Source organism: Kistimonas scapharcae (genome assembly GCF_039540975.1).
Taxonomy (GTDB): Bacteria; Pseudomonadota; Gammaproteobacteria; order Pseudomonadales; family Endozoicomonadaceae; genus Kistimonas; species Kistimonas scapharcae.
On sequence record NZ_BAABFL010000134.1, the window covers coordinates 33,481 to 52,946 of the forward strand.

General features: G+C 48.8%; 17 protein-coding genes. 6 read left to right on the top strand and 11 right to left on the bottom strand.

What is annotated here, in order from left to right:
* Positions 1-83 precede the first annotated feature (83 nt).
* The 3 genes from ABD892_RS09450 to ABD892_RS09460 all read left to right on the top strand — a co-directional run bounded on the left by ABD892_RS09450 (position 84) and on the right by ABD892_RS09460 (position 2,670).
* On the top strand, positions 84-1,235 hold the full coding sequence (locus ABD892_RS09450) for a glycerate kinase (protein ID WP_345195329.1): 1,152 nt from the start codon (positions 84-86) through the stop codon (positions 1,233-1,235).
* A gap of 429 nt (positions 1,236-1,664) precedes the next feature.
* Positions 1,665-1,988, top strand: a complete 324-nt coding sequence (locus ABD892_RS09455; protein ID WP_345195330.1) for a hypothetical protein — start codon at positions 1,665-1,667, stop codon at positions 1,986-1,988.
* A 268-nt stretch (positions 1,989-2,256) separates the two neighbouring features.
* Positions 2,257-2,670: a hypothetical protein gene (locus ABD892_RS09460; protein ID WP_345195331.1), complete on the top strand. Its 414-nt coding sequence runs from the start codon at positions 2,257-2,259 to the stop codon at positions 2,668-2,670.
* Between the two features lie 8 nt (positions 2,671-2,678).
* Here the strand turns inward: ABD892_RS09460 and ABD892_RS09465 are convergent, their stop codons facing one another.
* The gene (locus ABD892_RS09465; protein ID WP_345195332.1) at positions 2,679-3,446 is read right to left on the bottom strand and encodes an AraC family transcriptional regulator; all 768 of its coding nucleotides are present in this window, start codon (positions 3,444-3,446) and stop codon (positions 2,679-2,681) included.
* Between the two features lie 125 nt (positions 3,447-3,571).
* Positions 3,572-4,132 carry a cytidine/deoxycytidylate deaminase family protein gene (locus ABD892_RS09470; RefSeq protein ID WP_345195333.1) on the bottom strand — a complete coding sequence of 187 codons (561 nt, stop codon included), beginning with the start codon at positions 4,130-4,132 and terminating at the stop codon, positions 3,572-3,574.
* Between the two features lie 325 nt (positions 4,133-4,457).
* Between ABD892_RS09470 and ABD892_RS09475 the strand changes: the two genes are divergently transcribed.
* Positions 4,458-5,804 (top strand): hypothetical protein, encoded by a 1,347-nt coding sequence (locus ABD892_RS09475; protein WP_345195335.1) that lies wholly within the window; start codon positions 4,458-4,460, stop codon positions 5,802-5,804.
* Positions 5,805-6,165: 361 nt separating this feature from the next.
* Entirely contained in the window at positions 6,166-7,515 is a 1,350-nt protein-coding gene (locus ABD892_RS09480) for an iron-containing alcohol dehydrogenase (RefSeq protein ID WP_425559216.1), read from the top strand.
* Between the two features lie 110 nt (positions 7,516-7,625).
* Here ABD892_RS09480 and ABD892_RS09485 read toward each other — a convergent pair whose 3' ends face one another.
* The 3 genes from ABD892_RS09485 to ABD892_RS09495 all read right to left on the bottom strand — a co-directional run bounded on the left by ABD892_RS09485 (position 7,626) and on the right by ABD892_RS09495 (position 11,420).
* Positions 7,626-9,203 (bottom strand): hypothetical protein, encoded by a 1,578-nt coding sequence (locus ABD892_RS09485; protein ID WP_345195336.1) that lies wholly within the window; start codon positions 9,201-9,203, stop codon positions 7,626-7,628.
* A 201-nt stretch (positions 9,204-9,404) separates the two neighbouring features.
* Positions 9,405-10,271: a DMT family transporter gene (locus tag ABD892_RS09490; RefSeq protein ID WP_345195337.1), complete on the bottom strand. Its 867-nt coding sequence runs from the start codon at positions 10,269-10,271 to the stop codon at positions 9,405-9,407.
* A 267-nt stretch (positions 10,272-10,538) separates the two neighbouring features.
* Entirely contained in the window at positions 10,539-11,420 is an 882-nt protein-coding gene (locus tag ABD892_RS09495; protein WP_345195339.1) for a LysR family transcriptional regulator, read from the bottom strand.
* Between the two features lie 165 nt (positions 11,421-11,585).
* On the opposite strand from ABD892_RS09495, the gene ABD892_RS09500 reads away from it, so the two are divergent.
* The gene (locus tag ABD892_RS09500; RefSeq protein WP_345195340.1) at positions 11,586-12,566 is read left to right on the top strand and encodes a zinc-dependent alcohol dehydrogenase family protein; all 981 of its coding nucleotides are present in this window, start codon (positions 11,586-11,588) and stop codon (positions 12,564-12,566) included.
* A gap of 62 nt (positions 12,567-12,628) precedes the next feature.
* Here the strand turns inward: ABD892_RS09500 and ABD892_RS09505 are convergent, their stop codons facing one another.
* From ABD892_RS09505 to ABD892_RS09530, 6 genes are all read right to left on the bottom strand, one after another.
* Entirely contained in the window at positions 12,629-13,405 is a 777-nt protein-coding gene (locus ABD892_RS09505; RefSeq protein WP_345195342.1) for a DUF748 domain-containing protein, read from the bottom strand.
* A 167-nt stretch (positions 13,406-13,572) separates the two neighbouring features.
* Positions 13,573-15,393 carry a hypothetical protein gene (locus ABD892_RS09510; protein ID WP_345195343.1) on the bottom strand — a complete coding sequence of 607 codons (1,821 nt, stop codon included), beginning with the start codon at positions 15,391-15,393 and terminating at the stop codon, positions 13,573-13,575.
* 207 nt (positions 15,394-15,600) lie between these two features.
* Positions 15,601-16,512 (bottom strand): HET-C-related protein, encoded by a 912-nt coding sequence (locus ABD892_RS09515; RefSeq protein ID WP_345195344.1) that lies wholly within the window; start codon positions 16,510-16,512, stop codon positions 15,601-15,603.
* Positions 16,513-16,782: 270 nt separating this feature from the next.
* A complete protein-coding gene (locus tag ABD892_RS09520) occupies positions 16,783-17,316 on the bottom strand; it encodes a DUF3299 domain-containing protein (protein WP_345195346.1) in 534 nt (177 codons plus the stop codon).
* Positions 17,317-17,337: 21 nt separating this feature from the next.
* The gene (locus ABD892_RS09525; protein ID WP_345195347.1) at positions 17,338-18,600 is read right to left on the bottom strand and encodes an ABC transporter permease; all 1,263 of its coding nucleotides are present in this window, start codon (positions 18,598-18,600) and stop codon (positions 17,338-17,340) included.
* Complete coding sequence (locus ABD892_RS09530) at positions 18,600-19,322, bottom strand: ABC transporter ATP-binding protein (RefSeq protein WP_345195348.1); 723 nt, start codon at positions 19,320-19,322, stop codon at positions 18,600-18,602. Before ABD892_RS09530 ends, ABD892_RS09525 begins: the two co-directional genes overlap by 1 nt.
* Positions 19,323-19,466 lie beyond the last annotated feature (144 nt).

Genomic DNA, 19,466 nt, shown 5'->3' on the forward strand with positions numbered 1-19,466 from the left:
CTCAGTCGAAACGCGACGAATGATGTCAGCCCGATGCTTCATCCATCGGGCCCTCATGAACACACTGAAAACCCTCTGACACCATGAAAATTGTGATAGCGCCTGACTCATTCAAGGAATGCCTGACCGCACTCGAAGTGGCCAAGGCCATAGAGGAAGGCATTCTGTCGGTTCTCCCTGATGCCGAATGCATCAAGGTGCCGGTCGCAGACGGCGGGGAAGGCACCGCCCGTTCTCTGGTGGATGCCACCGGTGGCCAGTTGCTGCAATATTCCGTGACCGGACCATTGGGACAACCGGTCAACGCCGCACTGGGATTGCTGGGGGATGGTGAAACCGCTGTCATTGAGATGGCCGAAGCTTCGGGCCTCGCGCTGGTGCCACCGGCAAGCCGAAATCCCCTGCATACCACCACCTATGGAACCGGCGAGTTGATCAGCAAAGCGCTGGACCTCGGGGTTCGACACCTGATCATCGGCATCGGCGGCAGCGCCACCAACGACGGTGGCGCCGGTATGATGCAGGCTTTAGGCATCCAGTTTCTGGATGAACACGGCAACCCAATTCCACTGGGCGGTGCAGGGTTACTGTCGCTGCATCGAATAGACACCAGCCGCCTTGACCCACGTCTTGCAGATGTAACCTGCCAGGTAGCCTGCGATGTGAATAACCCACTGACAGGCCCTAACGGGGCATCCCATATTTTTGGCCCCCAGAAAGGGGCTGGCCCCGAACAGGTTCTAGAACTCGATCGTGCACTAGTACATTACGAGCAACGACTTCAATCTCAACTGGGGAAAACCATCGGAGAAATACCTGGCGCTGGTGCTGCAGGAGGCATGGGAGCAGCCCTGCTGGCGTTCCTTGATGCTACTCTTCAGCCGGGCATTGACATTGTTATGGAAGCTGTCGACTTGGCCAGCCAACTGCAGGGAGCAGACCTGGTCATCACGGGCGAAGGCCGTATTGATGGCCAGACCGCCTGTGGCAAAACACCGGTTGGCGTCGCACGGCATGCCAAAACAGCGAATCTTCCGGTCATTGCTATCGCCGGTTGCCTAGGTCACGATCACGAACTGGTACATGCTGAAGGTATTGATGCCCTGTTTCCGGCAATAGACCACCTTGCAGACATGGAGTCCATCTTGCGGAACGGCTATAAGAACATCCGCCGCACAGCCTGCAATATCGCGAAGCTACTGACCATTTCAGCTGACTGCCGTAATGGCCTTTAACCTTCATTTTCTGACATTCACGCTTTAACCTCATTACAGGCAAAAGAGCCTTATGCTCTTTTGCCTGTAATGGTGCCCCCTTGCAATCGGCAGGAACTTTTCACCATAGAGCAACTCCAAGCTAAAAGTCTTCTATTTCAGCGCTGCTGACGGGGAGCAACAAAAAACACGCTGGGTTTCAAGGTATGAAAGAGAGCACACCGTCAATTACTCATCCACCAAGCACCGTGTTTACCAACAACACGCCAACATTGGATAATTGTGCGCTCCACCCGGAAAGCTATTGGCCAAATGAGGGAGATGTAGCGGCTCTGACACCAGCCCCCCGTATATCGTCGATGTATTAACAGAGGCATCGCTATTTTTGCCGTTATTGGCACCGTTCACTGTGCACTCATTGCAGCGCCAGTGATGGGGCTCGGGGGTGGCTTGGCGGCCGTTACAGTACTTGCTTCAGGAATACCGTTTATGGCCCCAGTCTGTGGGCCAGCAGCAGAAATTCTCGGCATATTTGTGCTGATTGTTTTTTCAGCCGGTGGGCTGGCTGGCGTTGGCTTTACCTTCTTTTATACCCCTTACTGCATGGCCTGGGTTTACGATTCCGCCATGAACAAACTGGAGTCTGATTATCAATCGTCTGGTTTCATACAAAAAGTATTACAAGCCTATGGAGACAGCGGGCCGGATCAACCCTCCTCTCAAGAAGTACTCTTTTCAATACAATGGATGAAACTAAATCACCGGAATGCGTGACGGAATCATCACAAGCACTGACTATTGCATCAGACGAGGTACTCCTTGGAAATCAAAGCACAAAGATACATTCGGAAATTTAATAAACCGGATTCTTTATCACTCAATCAAACCACTTCAATGTCCTACCAACATCACAATCATTGAATACTATGACCAAAGTAGCATTTAACCCCTTATCCCCACATGTAATACTGATTCCCATTCTTTGGGTGTATCTATCCGGAGGAATTAGTACCTTCGTCAAACGAACATTAAGGAACATATTATGTCATGCATCAGCCTACAAGGTACTTCTTCCTGTTGCCACAATCCAGAGACAAATCAAAATAATGCCCCCATTAAACGCACGGCTTTTGGACGGGCAATATTTCGTATTACATATCCATTGCGACGGCTGATATCAGATATTGTCATGACCACCAAGGCTTTTACCTGTTCGATTGCTGATGAAGCATGGCAATCAATAGAAAACAGGGGAATTACAGCGATCATGGTTCCCTGTGTTTTCCTTGCCGGGGTCATGGGTTTTGGCTTTGGTTTGGCATTCGGCGTTATTGGCGGTGTACTGACGTTCCTGCCCTCTGTTTATTGGGCATTCAAATCAGAAATCGATGAACTTGATACAAGCCTGGAAACATACCTGATGACCCCCAGGCCCTGGGAAGACATCTATGAATGAGCCTTTATCTAAAGAAAATACCGCCCTGGAGACACCCCCGTCTGCCGCCGGAACATCGCAATAAACGCACTGTCACTGGCAAAGCCCAATTGAGCGCTTATTTTCGATACAGGTAACTTCTCAGATAACAATTCCATTGCTTTCAATAAGCGCAACTGCTGCCGCCAGGCACTGAAACTCATACCGGTTTCATGCCGAAAATGCCGGCTTATCGTGCGGCTACTGGCACCGACATCCGCTGCAAGCCGGGTCAATATACGGCCATCATCAGGATGTTGTAATAAATGATCCGCTATCCCCCGCAAGCGCCTGTCCTGTGGCAGAGGCAGCATGAGATCGGCACGAACAGCTCGGATTAATTCGTCCTGAAGAACAGTAGCAAGCCGCATTTCAGCCCCGTCCTCAGGATAGCCTGGCTGCCATTCACAGACTCGCAGGATCAATTCCCGAAAAAGAGGGGCGACATTTAGAAGACTCTGACTAATCGGCAGGGACGTGAAATAACGGGTATCAAAATACAGGCTGCGATAATGGAACCCCTGTGTACACGTACTATGCTCAACCCCCGGCGGTATCCAGGCGGCACGGTTAGGCGATAAGATACACAGCGTGTCCGCCATGGTAATCGTCATGCTGCCTTCAACGGCATAAAGAAGCTGGGCTTTCTGGTGCTGATGACTGGGCGATTCGTGGGGTCCGGAATCCACCGCAATTCCCATCAGCGGGCAATCCAGTGTGTCCGGATCCTGTACATCATCATAGCGGTATAAGGGCATCGTAATAGGTCATCAAAAAGCGGCAAAACGTGTCTGTTCATTGCATTATATGATCACCTGAAAGACAACCAATAGCACATCGCTGTCAGCCATACTTACCATAGCCCTGAACACTGAGAGAACGATCAGTCCCGGGTGCCCTGTGGCGTGACAATATCCCAGAAGTCAGTCGGATTCATGGAAAGTGTTTTACCCGGGCGCTGCAGATCCAGCGTATCCTGATACTTGTGAGCCTGCTCAAACAGCGCCAGGCACTCCGTTTCCATAACAGGACCATCAATCACTACCGAGGCGTGTTCAAAAGTCCGGTTAAACATCCGTGAATCCATTTGATCCCCCCAACCCCATATATGATTGATCGCATTCAGCGATGCGCCATAGACTGCGCGGGATACCGAAAAACCCAGCAGGTTAGCCCAGAACAAACAGCCCATGCCCATAGGCTCAATCTCTGCGGTGGAGTAGAGCGTAAAAGTCTCCCCATTGTCCTGATATTCCGGCATTTCTGTTGCCAGCACATGAAGGGCCAGGGTTTCTGCATGATAGAGCGGACTGATATGGGCAGCATCCGTTGCGCGCACGAGAATATCGCCCGTCACATCATGCACAATCACTGCCGCAAAGGGCCAGACACGGTTCGTTTGGGCAAAGTCGATGGCCTCAGCCATGTAAGCAGTATCAGACATATGTAGACTCGTATAATCGCTAATTAACGCTTGGCTTAACAAAAATCTATCATCAACAAAATAGTTTAAAAAAATAAAAGAACGACAAAAAATGAACACATGACTTTCATGACGATTAAAATAGCAGTGTACTTATCCGCACCTAGAAACGTCCAAATAACATTTCTGTTAGAGATCTCAACTATTTCCAGCAATGCAATGATCATTTAAATGATCTGGTGGTCATAATCAGTGACCTTATATCAAATAAGGTTTTTCATTACAGCAGTTTCAATATAACCAGTGAAACATGTATTCAACACCACAGTCTTTAGAGGTATAAGATATGGAAAGAACAGTACCAACAAGCCCACTTAAAAGCTCTTCACAAGAAAATCTTCCTGAACACTTGTCTAAACTCGCAACAGAGGATACTACTCAGGTAAGCCAACATCAGACAGACACAATGGCACCACAAATTTCTAGCGAAAAACGTACGATTGCCGCGCAAACAAGTAATCCATTACAAGCACACGCCACCGCTATAAAAGAGCAAGCGCTAGGGGCTGAAGACTTTAAAAAAATTCAGTCTGCACTCGCCGGCAAAACTATAGACTCAGGCAATTTGGATCTTTTCGAGGCATTTCAACGCGTGATGTCATTCGAAAAAACAGATATTGAAACGTTACGATTCGCCTACAAACTACGCACAGCGCTTGAACCTGAAGATAAAGGCACAATGACCAAAGAACAAATTATAAGCTACTTGAAAAAGGGTAATCTAACTGGAGACGAACTCGCCTATTCATGGATGGATTTATTTTTTCATACGCTGCTAATCCAGCATTTAGGAAATCAGGTCATTGATATCTTGAACAACAATGCCGAGATAAAAAATAGAATTGCAGACTTATTCCCTGATGAGGATATAAAGGAAATAATTGCCGATTTAAAACATAAGCTCAGTATTCATGATTTAACAAAAGCACAAGATTTATATAAAGGCTACCGCAGCCTGCCCACTGTTTTTCGTGGAGGTTACCCCACATTCATTGCAATCCAGGAAAACCCTGAAGGCAATCAGAATCTTGTAGCCATTGCTAATGCGACGGATGAACATACCAGAAATGAAGACCACCATCCGGAATCCTATGTGACGCTGGTTGACCTAAAAACAGGCTCAACGCAAAAGCTACCAGGTGCCAGAACGCTTCTCGCCAACATCAATGAAAGAATGCCTGATGGGACAGCATTCAAAACGCTTGAGGAACTCAATCATTTTGCCGATGATGATAATACGCTGACAAACACTGAAGCGGTACGTAGAAACCTTGAGCAAGCTGGATTTAAAATTCGCTATACGCAGGATAAGCCGATGAAAGCTGCTGCTATTCTGGAGTGGTTCGTGGATGGCACTGCTGCCAGCTTCAGAAGTCCTGTGGTTTCATTAAGAATGTCTGAAGAAGCTTTAGCTTCACAGGGCGAGTTCAGCAAGAACAGGTTTGCTGGTACAGAGGTTAATTTCAGACAACAACCACAAAGAACAACATTCTGGGATTTTTTACCCGATTCATTAAAAGATCAGTGTATCCAATCAAGCGATTTATTGAGACCGCATCTATTTAAATCACTTATCCCCACTGATATTCCCGATGATGAACCTTATACATTTGGACAACTTCTGAATATCTAAAAGTTATAAAAACAAAAGAGTAAGTGTCATACTAAATGGCACTTACTCATAACAATCTATTTTCATTCCATAAAAAATAAAATAGATAATGAGAACTGAAAACACTTATACAATGACGGCACTATTCTCCGCTATTCTTTTAACCATCCGAATAGAGTACTTATACATTCTTGTTTTTTCCCACAAGCAAAACCTATTGCAGAACAGGTCAGGAAACCGATCATTAAACATTGATCAATGACGGCATCACCGATGATTATACGACAAACACAACTCACTTTTTGACAAAAATCAATTTTTCCACTCACTACCATTGCTAGTTTATGTCCCTTATGAGTTGATCGACGATGGACAACGCGTTTTGACCAAAAAGCTAATCACCCCGGATAACCTGGAGAATTTCTGTACCGACGGCACCCTTTACGTGGAGCCCGGCTACATCCTGACGCCCGGCGCCATCGATAAGGCCCGCCTCGCCGATATCACCATTCATCACGGCAAACCCCACCCGAAGGAGCCGCCGGCACTGTCCGAGGCGGGTCCCAGCCCCAGCGACCAGCACGCGGGCCATGATTTCATCATGCCGACCATCAACCTGCTGGGCAGTGGCTGTCTGACGCGCGCCATCGGCAAGATCAAGGCCATGGATTGCAGCAAGGCACTGGTCGTCACCGACGCCATGCTGTGCAAGGTCGGCGTTGCCACCATCGTGACCGATATGCTGTTCCAGCACGGGATTGATGCAGTAATCTACGACGGCACCTGCCCGAACCCCTCTGTCGCCAACGTGCAGTCCGGCCTGGGTCTACTGCGCAAGAATCGCTGCGACTTCGTGATTTCCCTGGGCGGCGGCTCGCCCCATGACTGCGCCAAGGCCATTGCATTGCTGGCCACCAACGGCGGCGATATCAGCGATTACGTGGGCATTGACCGTTCCCACAGTCCGTCCCTGCCCCTGGTAGCCATCAACACCACGGCAGGCACTGCCTCCGAGATGACACGGTTCTGCATCATCACCAATGAGCAGACCCATGTAAAAATGGCGATTGTTGACCAGAACGTAACACCCGCCATTTCCATCAACGATCCACAACTGATGCTGGGCATGCCGGCCAGCCTGACCGCTGCCACCGGCATGGATGCACTGACCCACGCCATTGAAGCCTACATCTCCACCCAGGCCACGCCCCTGACCGATGCGGTCGCCAGCAAGGCGATGGAACTGATCGTGAAATACCTGCCACGTGCGGTGGAAAACGGTCAGGATGAGGAAGCCCGGGAACAGATGGCCTATGCCCAGTTCATGGCCGGCATGGCGTTCAACAACGCAGGTCTGGGCTACGTACATGCCATGGCCCATCAGCTGGGCGGCAAATACGGCCTGCCCCACGGCATCTGCAACGCGGTACTGCTGCCTTATGTGATGGCTTACAACATGGAAACGGCGGCCAACCGCCTGTCCGATGTCGCTTACTTCCTGGGTTGCCGTGTACACGGTAAAAATGCCCGTGAAGCCTCTGTGATGGGTATTGAGGAAGTCTGCCGTCTGTTGCTGAAGGTCAATATTCCCACCAGCCTGACCGCATTAAATGTCAGCGAAGCCGATATTCCGTGCATGGCGGCAAACGCCCTGAAGGATGCCTGCGCACTGACCAATCCCCGCCAGGGCACCCAGACGGATATTGAACAGATTTTCCGCAACGCGCTGTAAATAGCCAAATAGCGGGGATGCACTGACAGCATCTCCGCTTAATCACCCAATATGAGTAGCAGGACAAATGAATACATCAACAAAGGTTGATATTTATTCCGACATCAATGTCACCTAAAGCCATGTTCCAAATGTGGCGATACACTCTGCACGATACCAAGCCTTTGAAGTATATAAATAACACCAGTTGGTGTAAGATGATTCGTACCTAAATCGCCCATTCTATCTAAAAACTGATCCATCCTTTGACGATTCACTCGTTTCAATCTGGTAATTTCCGATTGATCATCAGCCATTAGAATTTCTGATTGACCTTGATCTAGAGACGTCAAATCAACGTCTGATAACTCATCAATCATTAATGCTCTACTAAAGTCTTTCACCCACTCAAGACACATATCGTTGGCACCAGTGATTTCTCCTCTTATCCAAGGAGTGCCTATTACATCGACCATATAATCAAGCGCATTGTCTTTAGTCATTCTCCTCTTTACATCCTCTAAAAGCTGAGGGGGCACTTGATCCTGATAATTTTCTGCCTGCTTTGGATTAGCCAGCTCATTCCGTGCTATTCCATATTTATCAGAGTCTTTCGAATAGGCCAAATGATTTATGATAATTCTTTTCAGTTCTACCATTTCTTTTTCTGCACGATCACTCAGAAGCCCTTGATTTTGATAATACTGTATCCTGTCTTCAATAATGCGCATTTTCCATTGATGGAGTCTCAATGCCATCCAAAGCCTGGCATGTCCTATAGCATCACTCTTTGCGTTATATTGATCACCAAGACCAACATATTTCACAAAACACCCCTCTATAACATCACCTAACTGATCAACACAGGTGTTTGAAGCCTCTATTAGATTAGCGAGAATTTCACAACACTCCTCCTTAAACTCTCGCATTTCCTTCTCTCTATCTAATCTGCTTCTGTTATCCTGACGGTGTTCGATATCCTCCGTTCTTATTCCCCCCCTCCGTTGAGTAACCCTGACAACCTTCCGATTATCAATCCATGCTTTCTTTCGGATCATATAATTTATCAATGCAGAGAAGTAGCGATTTAGTTGATAATTATCCGGGCATTTTTTATAAATATCACTAAACGCACTTTGCAAGTGTTCAACAGAAAAGTCAGGCCCGGCAAAACGGATAATCTCTGCGAACGGATTAGTGCTGAAATAAGACCAACCTGTCCTATCTCTCAATATTTCCCATGAATTTGCCTCGCGGTTATGCATACGGAAGATATCATCAAGATTGAAATTCCAGACGTCATCAACCAAATCAAAAGCGATCCGAGCGGGGCGAGCAGCACACTCAGCATGAATATCTTCCACTGCTTGGCACTCTCTTTCCCAGCGAGAATCCAATGCTCTCCAGTCATAAACCGTCAATTCATCAGGCTGGTTACACATGGAATTTGGTTGTTTTTCAACGGATGCGTGATCTGCATTTTGTCTGCAGCAGAAGAAATTAACGATTGCATCAATACAAGAAATCAAAAATTCCCGAATACGTCTTATACTGCAACAACAGGAGGCATTTGAATCTTCGATATATCTTTGTCTCGCCCCAGCATCAGATATGCGCCGAGAGCTACCAGAACGAACGAGTGGATCTATCTCCCTATCATGCCTATATGCAGGCATATGGCCAGGCATTCGATTAAAACCGTATTCCATAACTCCTAACGTCCATCTCTAAACAAAAATCCCCAATAATAAAAAGTATGTTTTTTAATTTAATCTGTTATCAAAACCAGTCGACATTTTTCATTTCACAGTATCTATAGACTGGTTTTAGATGTCATAGTTCATAAAATAAGGAAACAAGGACTTCCCTGAGATAACAGATACAGGAAAAAATTGTCCTTCACGTTCCATTCAAGCGTTCTGGTTCGATGTAAAATGTGCGATTGAATGAAACACCAAGCTCACGATGACAATCCCCCCTCCAATAACAGCCCATAGAGTCGGTATCTCTCCCAGAACAAGGAACGCCCAGACAGGTCCCAGTGTTGGCTCCAACAACATCATCAATGTCACTTCCGGCGCCGGTACTCGCTTAGCGCCCTCGCCCAGCATAAAAAAGGCCAAACCGGATAACAGCCCCATTATTGCGAGTACCAGCAGCGACTGGAAACTAAACGATAATGACGGAACAAGCAGCAGACACCCGCTGGCCAATAGCATGCCGCCCCAACCGTAGACAGACATGACATTCATCCCTGATGCAGCACTGCGAATCACCGTTATATGGGCGGCAGTCAAGCAGGCACAAGCCAGTGCAAACAGATTGCCCTGCCAGTTTCCCCCTTGAATGTCCCCGGCAAAAACCACTGCAATACCTGTCGCCCCGCCCCCCATGGCCAACCAGGTTCGCCAGGGCGTTATCTCGCCCAGAAACAGCCGACCATATAGGGCAGCAAACATCGGCGTTGTGCTCAATATCACCAAAGCACTGGCAATAGTGGTATGCGTGATGCCCAGAACAAACATCATACTGCTGGCGGCAAACAACACAGAACAAAACCAGGCACGGCGGCTTCCAGGCATAGCATGATGCCAAAAGTGTGAACGATGCCGCGCAGCGAGTATCAGGAACAATGCTGCAGCAATCATGGCGCCTCGCCAGAAGACAAGGCTCCAATCATCCACACCAGCCAGCCTGACCAGCACACCATCAGGTGTCAGACACAGGGCACCGGCAAATGCCAGCAAATGCCCCTGGCGGGAATGCGCTGAATGCATCAATCCGGTTTCCTCCATTGCGTCTCTGGTTGAATATGAAGCTCGTGCCCCTTCCAAAAGCGTCATCGATACCGTCGCTCTTCTCCATTCATAGTATGAGTGAAATGCCTGAAAACCAATGTCCTACCTGAAGATGCGGAGTCCATCACACGGGAAAACCATGGATTGCCAGCTCAGCGCCACTCCTGCCGCCTTGGGTTTCGATGGGTGAAGCAGACAAGATACAGACTGGTGGTGCACCACCAGGCACAGTAAAGACGGTACCACTTAGGCAAGCGACGCCCTGAGAAAGTCCAGAAAAGCACGCACCTTGCCAGAAACCAGTGTTCGATTCAGATAAATGGCGTAGGTGGCACTTAAGTTTTCCTGCGGACTGAAACGATGGCTCGGCAGCAGGGGAACCAGCTCTCCACGACTCAGTTCATCTTCCACAGCCCAACGCGGTATCAGTGCAATACCACCATGGTTCAGTACCAGTTGTTTCTGTCCCTGTACCGTATTGACCGTGAGTGAACCTTGGATAGGCAGGCGAGCTGGTTGCTCATCGAACAGGTACCATTCCCGCCAGCCAGCATAACCATAACGAATGCATTGGAACGCTGTCAGTTCATCGGGGGTTGATGGTTGGCCCTGCTGAGCAAGGAACGCGGGGGTTGCGCAAAGCAGGAAGTCATTGTCAGCCACCTTGGTGGCAATCAGGCTGGAATCCGGCAATCGACCACTGCGAAGGGCCACATCAATATTTTCATCCACCAGATCGACCACTCGCTCCGTCAACTCAATATCGACGGCAATGTCCGGATAGCGAGCCATAAAGGCGGGTATCAAGGGCAGTACGACGCTCTCACCAAACCCCACCGTCATACTGAGCCGCAACCTTCCACGGGGTGTATCGGACAACGCATGAACCGCTCGGCGGGCCTCCTCCAGCTCCTGCAACACATGACGGGAATACCCGTAATACTGGCGACCCGCTTCCGTCAGACCAATACTCCGTGTCGTGCGGTTAAGAAGTGCGATTCCCAGCTCTTTCTCAAGCGCAGTCACCTGACGTGAGACCGATGACGGCTGTACATCCAGCACACGCCCTGCTTCCGAGAAACTACCGGTTTCCACCACCGCATTAAAGTACATAAGACGTGTCATCATCGTAAGCAGTTTCTACCAGCATCCGGTTTACCTTGAGCATCCGTGCGGCAACTTATGCCACCTTTGCGCATAAAGCAAAAATCCTTTGCCGGACGCTGCCTTGTGGGCGGGAACCCGCCCCCCTAGACTGCGTTTATCTTTTTTGAGCTGGATGAGAACTGTTCCATGAAAGCCATGATTGTCCGCCAGTTAGGCGCTGCTGACGTGTTTGAGCAAACTGAAAAACCGATGCCTGTTGCCAAGGCAGGCCATATGGTCGTCGAGGTAAGAGCGACCAGCGTCAACCCTCTTGATACCATGCTCCGCTCTGTCGAAACCCCGTGGTCAGCCAACCTGCCGGAGATCCTTCATGGTGACGTCGCCGGTATTGTCAAAGAGGTCGGAGATGGAGTTACCCGGTTCAAGCCAGGTGATGAAGTCTATGGCTGCGCCGGTGGCATTGCCGGCCAGGATGGAGCGCTCGCGGAATACATGCTGGTTGACGCCGATCTCATGGCCCATAAGCCGAACAGCCTGACTATGGAAGAATCCGCTGCACTGCCCCTGGTAGCCTTAACCGCCTGGGAAGCGCTGCACGACAAGATGAACATCCAGAAAGGCGACAACCTGCTAATACACGGCGCTACAGGCGGTGTTGGTCATATCGCCATCCAACTGGCCAAACATTTTGGCGCAACTGTGACGACAACTACCACACCGCGCAACCTGGAAACCGCCAGACAGCTGAACGCCGACCATGTGGTCAATAGCGTTGATACGCCGGTAGCGGATTACGTTCGTCAATATACGGATGGGCAAGGGTTCGACAAGGTCTTTGACACCATCGCCGGCGCCAATATCCAGCGCAGCTTTGAGGCCGTACGTTTCAACGGGGAGGTGGCTACCACACTGCCAGTAGACGACACTTCACAAGTCGTACTGAAAAGCCTGAGCCTGCATGGCATCCTCATGCTGATCCCGCTGGTACACGGCATCAACCGCCCGGCCCACGGCAAAATCATGGAAGAAATTGCACGGCTGGTCGACAGCGGCGTGATCAACCCTCTGATTGACCCGAAGCGGTTCACTATCTGGGACGTAGCAGACGCACACCGTCATCTTGAAGCGCGTAAAGCGGTCGGCAAGATTGTCCTTAGTGTTGAATAATGCAACCTGCCGTTGTCTGGTCCATAAAAAAGCCCCTCATTAAGGGGCTCTTCGTTTCTGGATTACTGGAACAGGGACTTCAGTTTGTTCAGGTTTTCCTTGTCTTTATCAGACAGTTTTTTGGATAACTCTTCTTCCAGTTTTTTCCGCGCAATGTCCTGCAGGCGGTCAGCTACAACTTTCTCAGTTTGTGCCAACAGGCGGTTCAGAATCTCTTCACTCAGTTCGTCCGGCGTCAAACCCGTGGTTTTATCCCCCAGGTTGGTCATGACGATATTGGGCATCTTGAGGGTATGGTCGCCCTTGTCTTCAGTCATCAGGTTCAGTTTGGCATTGGTGAAACTGAGGTTTTCCACCATCAGGCGGATATCGGCACCTTCTTCTTTCTTGGCAGGCTCAGCGGGCTTTTCTTCTTCACCGGCAGGCTTCTTGGCGCTGCGTTCCTTGATATCCTTCAGCAGGGTCTGGATATTCGTGGTCACACCTTTCTGTTCTGCCGTGATATCCATACCATCAACAAGGATTTCATTGATGACAACCACCGGACCCGACAGGGACTTGGGGCTCACCTGCAGGGCGATCTCGTTCATGCTGAAAATATAGGGGCTTTCAAACCCTTTCGGGTTAGCGATGGCCAGTTGATGTAACTCACCACGACCATCACGGAGCGTGATCTTGACACTGTTCAGCGTGACGGGTGTACCCGTGATCTTTGACCCCGTCGTCTCAATCACGTCTTTGACTATACCATCCAGGTTCCGGAGGGTGATCACGACCACCAGAACCATTAGCGCCACAATCGCAACCAGTGCAATCGAAACCGTCTTCTTGATACTCATGGGCTTTCCCCTTACCCGGCCAGAATGATGTCCGCAAACAATCGACGCAGGTGAGTCTACTCCGCCATGCTCCGTTGTCCAGCGTAGTGCAACCTGTACAGCCAAAAGAATGGATACCCTGAATCTCAAAAAACAGACTAATCCACCCTGTGTGCATAACAGAGATCTTACTTGGAATGCTTACGTGGCACTTCTGGTGATAAACCTTCAGAGGGTGAATTACTATTATCACTAGGACTAGGTGTCGGTGGAATGACTTTTGTAGTTAGCTGAAATCCAAATGTGGCGGGTGAAAAGTCTGCTGGTAATGAACAGCATTCTCTGGTTGGAGATAAATATCTTGATCTATCTGGCGACCTTGAGGGCGATTCTCCGATAGTAGCATGCCGTTCACGGGGCCGTCTGCCAGCTTTAGCCGTTCCTGTTTGTTTTTCTTCTGCAATGCTGACCGCTTTTTCTTTCCGCTCTGTTCTCCTTAAACCTTTTACCGTTGTTTTAAATTTTCGCCTGAGTTTAGCGGTAAACCTTTCCTTTTCATGCATGGTTACCTCCATCTCCAATATTTGATCACACAACGTTTGAATGGACGGAATGAATATACTCCACAAAGCCTCAAATTTTTTAACATACCCACACAAATCATCAATAGTTTGCCACTCCTTCTCAGACAACTTCGTCTTTTGCTCTATTCCTCGGGATGTTTCCTCCCGAGAAACGTTCATTTTTCTTACCAGCTCCTGCCCCTGCTTGAGAATATCTTCAAGTAATGCTCTCGGAACAGGCTGATAACAGAAATAGTCTTTAGGCTTAGGGTTGACATCAACTCCCAGCCTTATTGCAGGCATCACCTTACTCTCTTCCAGCCTGCATTCAGTATCCTGTTGTGATCTGCCCGCCGCAACAAACGCATTCGCTTCTTCCATTGAATTAAAGGAATGGTATTCCGGCTCCATAAGAGATAACGGTGAAGCTTCCTCTATAACCCAACCATTTGCTGAAGATGGCCGCCGGTCTTTCAATACTTGCTCTCCCTCTTTCCGTAAGATATTCACCTCTCCTAGATTTCTCACAGGCGGTACTGGTTTTTCATCAGGCAAATGAACAGAGTGATGTTCTTGTTTATAGAAAACAAGTGCTTGCCGGGGACTACTCGATAATGTTTGCTGCAAACAGTCACAATTTCTTCCCATTTTGGCCCTGCACTCGTCTAGCTTTGCAAATCTTTCTTCTACAGACATATCTGATTTTTTATTATTTATATCCATATGGTCTGGTAGTTTCTCTTGTCTGTAAAATCTAAAAATAGCGGGTAAGCTCTCGCGAAACTTATCCATATAGAAAATAAGTGACTTACATTTACTTCTACAGAGTTCGACCATATTATCTGCAGATACAGTAACCACATAGCGCTCTTCTTCGTCTTTAAAAACTGTCCTTACTGACCATTCTCGATCAATCCTTTTATTATCAGAAAACGCGGACATACAACGTTTTAAATCACCACGAAGAAGATGAAAGCTCTGCATTAATCTACCAATATTATCATAAATAGTGTCACAAACTCGTTTTGGAAGAAACATATTATCCGTCTCTTTCATCTTTTTTACCTTCTCAGCAAGGAGCTCTAAATAATCTAAATCCATAGTGGCTTGCTGAGCAAAACGAAACAACTGATAGGTACTAAAATCATTATCCTCCATTCTTTTACAAAGAAAGGAAGACAAATAAAAGTATTCATACGGTGCCATATGTTCAGGAGGATTATTTACCGTTATTCGCAAATCCTGAAAACTAGTAGCACGCGACAGTGGTTTTAATGCTTCACTATCTGGCAGCTCTTCTATTTCATCTAAATGAAGCATTGAACACGTCCGGCGTAGAGAAACAGTTTTATCAGTAAATTTTCTAGCAGAAGCATGCCCACGGTATGAATCGGGCACATCAGAAGGCCTTAAATATTGTCCATAATCTATGCTTTTTGATGCCATAATTCAGCCATTTAATTAACAATACCTGATTAAAAGATCTATTATCGGATATCTTGATATAATTCATATAACATTTTCACTCAGGTATATTAACACTCGATCTCATCATTGTGCCTGCATACAAGCCTCTGGAAGCATGCGAACTCACCGAAACTAAAAAAGGCGTACATAAAAGTACGCCTTTTTTAAGAAACACTGGTCAGAACATCAATCCAGGTAACCCGCAGGCGGCTGCTTACGATTCGTCAGCGGCGGATAGACGTAATCCGGCTTGCCTTCACAAACCACGTTGACATTGGCATCCATACCGGTACCAAACGTGATTTTTTCAACGCTGCCAACCTTACAGTTGCTTGCTTTCGGCGGATACACGTTCCACAGTTCAACGTTGGTCATGTTGCGGTAAACGTCTTCAGGCACTGACAGCATGAACGCATTCAATACACGACGACCGTAACGTACCCCTTTATCGAAAGCGACTTCATAACCCAGTGCATCGTAGTTTTGGAAGTGACGACGGGATACCTTGCCACGGAACGGATAGTCCTTGCTCATGATGTTGTGGGGATAGTCACTGCCCTCAGGAATACCCGGGATCGGCATGTCCGGATCATAGTGGGTCAGTTTCAGGGTTTTCGGCATATCATTGATGTCGCGGCCTTCAAAAAAGATTTCATCAATAATCCGCTGCTCTTTCTCGGTCATCTCAATGTAGTTGGAGTGAGAGATGAAGTCTTCAGACGCATGCAGGGCACTGCCCAGGTAGGTGAATGCGCCGTTCAGATCACCGGCAATGGCCATCTTGGAAGCGGCTGCCAGGTTCTTGCGGAACATGACGATACCGTTGGTGAAGGCTTCCTTGTTGGTTTCTGTCTGGTAACGGTCAAAATGAACCTCAGGAATGTAGTCCTTGTTACCACCAGTAGTGTTGAAATCACGATCCGGATAAACGACAGAAGCTTTCAGAAGCTGCATGGCTTCCGGCGCCCACATGCCATACTTGGCAGCTTCTTCAGTGATTTTAGGATGCGAACCAAAGGTCGACATACCATAGGACGCTGTAGCGGCAACAGCCAGGGCAACACCCGCAGCAATCTTGCTGATATTTTTGATTGTCATAATCAAAAAAAAACCTGAAATACCTAAGAAAATAAAGGGGTTAGGAACAAGATTTCCTGTCGGTGGATAGTAGTTTTTATCCCCCCGTGCATAGTGATTTACGTCAACGGGCTCTCGTTAATTTTCAGTGCTGATCGGGGTTTAGAGAGGCAACTCGAATATAAGTCAATATTTAGCACTAAAATACCAAAAACGCCTTTTCCCATAAAAAAATAAGCAGGCTGAAAAACGATCAGACCTGCTTATTTTCTCATCCATCACAGTAACGTTTTACCAGGTAATGTAATCTGTCACCAATTCTGCCTTCATGGAGTACATTGCATCCGAGTATTCACTGGTCGTCATGGTAGACGTCAGTTTGCCGTAGACCCAGTAGGGATACATGGCCGTTTCCTCGTAGGCCATCCCTTTTTCATACTCAATGTAAACGATCTGGTTCGGGCTGGGCGGCGGTACATGCACACAGGCGCCGGCGGTCGGCACCAGCAGGAACCGGGTCGCCGTCATGTCATCACGCATGTTCAGTGGTACAAGGTAACCGGGAATCTTGACCAGCTGGTTGTCGTAATCAGTAATAATCTTACGACCATAGCCTTCCATATAGGTATCAAAGACAGCTTTGGTAATGGCACCGTTGCGGTAATCCTTGACCACCGTTTTATCGACGGGAGGCCGAAGGTCTTTCCAGACAACCCGTAGCACATCCTCCTGAATGCCTGCCAGAGTCTGCGTACTGGTCAACAATGCCAGCAGCAACACGGAACAACGGGAAAGCAAACGAACCATAAATGCAGTTTTCATCATGTTGTATCGCATTGTCAGAACCTACACACGAACCGTCAGACCATCCGCCAGCGAGTGCTTGTAAGCACGCCACGCTGGTAACAACCCCAACGTCGCAGATAGCAGGATAATCCCGGCCAGCATCATCACTTCCTTAAACACAGGCAAACCAATCGGCAGGTAAATGCCCAGCTGAGACTGAACCAGTGGTTGCGCCACCAGCAGACCGCCATAGAGCAAGCCGATACCAAGGGCACACCCTGCCACGGTATAAATCAGCGTTTCACTGAGCAGTAACAAAAAGGTATGAACAGGCTTCGCGCCAATGGAGCGGAGAATAGCAATTTCACGACGACGCTCGTTTAATGACGTCAACACCGTGGTCAACATCCCCACCAGCCCTGCCAGCAATACCAACCCCGATACAAACAGCAGCGCTTTCTCCCCCGCCCCAACGATCTGCCACAGGTTCTGTAACGCCACACCGGGCAGAATGGCCAGCAAGGCTTCATCGCCATACTCATTGATCAGGCGCTGAACCCTGAACGTGGCCATCCTTGATGTCAGCCCCATATAAAATGCCGTAACGGATGTGGGCTGCAGGGCCATTGCTCGTGCTTCTTCGGCGCTGGTTTCCAGCCCGGGCACCGGTGCCGAGCTGTTATGCCAGTCAATATGCATGGCTTCGATGCCTTCAAGGGAGACAAGAATGGTTTTATCAATGGGCGTGCCAGTAGGCGCCAAAATGCCACTAATTCGGAATGGCTTGTCCTCGTGATGGTGCATGGCAACAGTATCCACACCGTGCGACAGAACAATGTCCTGACCAACGGTATACCCGAGTTTCCTGGCGACTTCGGCGCCAATCACCGCATCGAACAGATCCGAGAATGGCTGGCCATCCGCCACAACCAGCGGGGAGTCACCGCGGTATCGGAAATGCTTGAACAGGTCACGGCTGGTGCCCATCACCCTGCGCCCCCGGTGGGAATCCCCCAGGGAAACCGGAATGGTCCAGGCAACGGCAGGATGATTGCGGATCTCTTCATAACTCTCCCAGCTGACATTGCTTGACGCATTGCCGATATGGAAGACCGAACTGAGCAGCAGGTTAATATCACCGGTACGGGCACCGACGATAAGATCTGTGCCGGAAAGGGTATTGGTAAAGCTCTGCCGTGCTTCCACCCGGATGCGTTCAACCCCCAGCAGTAACAAAACACTGATGGCGATGGACAGCACGGTCAGTGTCGCAGTCAACCGGCGGTTCAGGATACTTTTGATGGTCAGGCCGAGAATCGACATCAGCAAGTCTCCAGTGTGTTGCCCGCAGCACGGTTGATGGCGTTCAGTGAAATGGTTTGGTCAAACATGCCTTCCAGCGACGAATCGTGGCTGACAAACAGCAACGTGCTACCCGCTGAACGACACTCTTCAAACAGCAATTCGAGGAATGCTTCCCGGCTGTCGCTGTCCAGGGCTGAGGTTGGTTCGTCGGCAATAATGATCTCGGGCTGACCGAGTAATGCCCGGGCAGCCGCCACCCGCTGCTGCTGGCCGATACTCAGCTCGGTAACTGGCCGATGAATAAGATGTTGTCCACTTAATCCCTGGTGATTCAGAAGACGCACGGCTTCCTCTGCCAACGATGCACTGTTCTGCGTGGCACGCGCTTTTCGCACCGGCGCAAAACTCGCAGGCAAGACCACATTTTCCAGCACGGACAGGTAAGGGATCAGGTTGAACATCTGAAAGATGTAACCAATATGGTTGGCACGGAAAGTATCTCTCTGGCTGACCGGCAATTGGTTAATCGCCGTTCCCAGAATATTGACCATCCCTTGCTGGGGCTCCAGTACCCCGCCTATCAGCCCCAATAGCGTGGTTTTACCACTGCCGCTGGGACCTTTCAGAAAGCAGCGGGTGCCCGCCTGAAGTTCAAACGCGGCAATATCGATAACAGGTTTGTTAGGCTGCCAGCCGAATAGCATGTCTGACAGTTGGATAGTTGATGCTTGATCAAACATGGTGATGACCAGATTGCTCCTGCAGAGAAGAACGACGCGATTACGCGCGTCCTTGCGATGTCACAAATAAGACAGGATCAGAACTGGATCGGCAGAATAAAGCACCAAAGTCTCAATTCGTTGAGATTGGTCATGTCCTGCGAT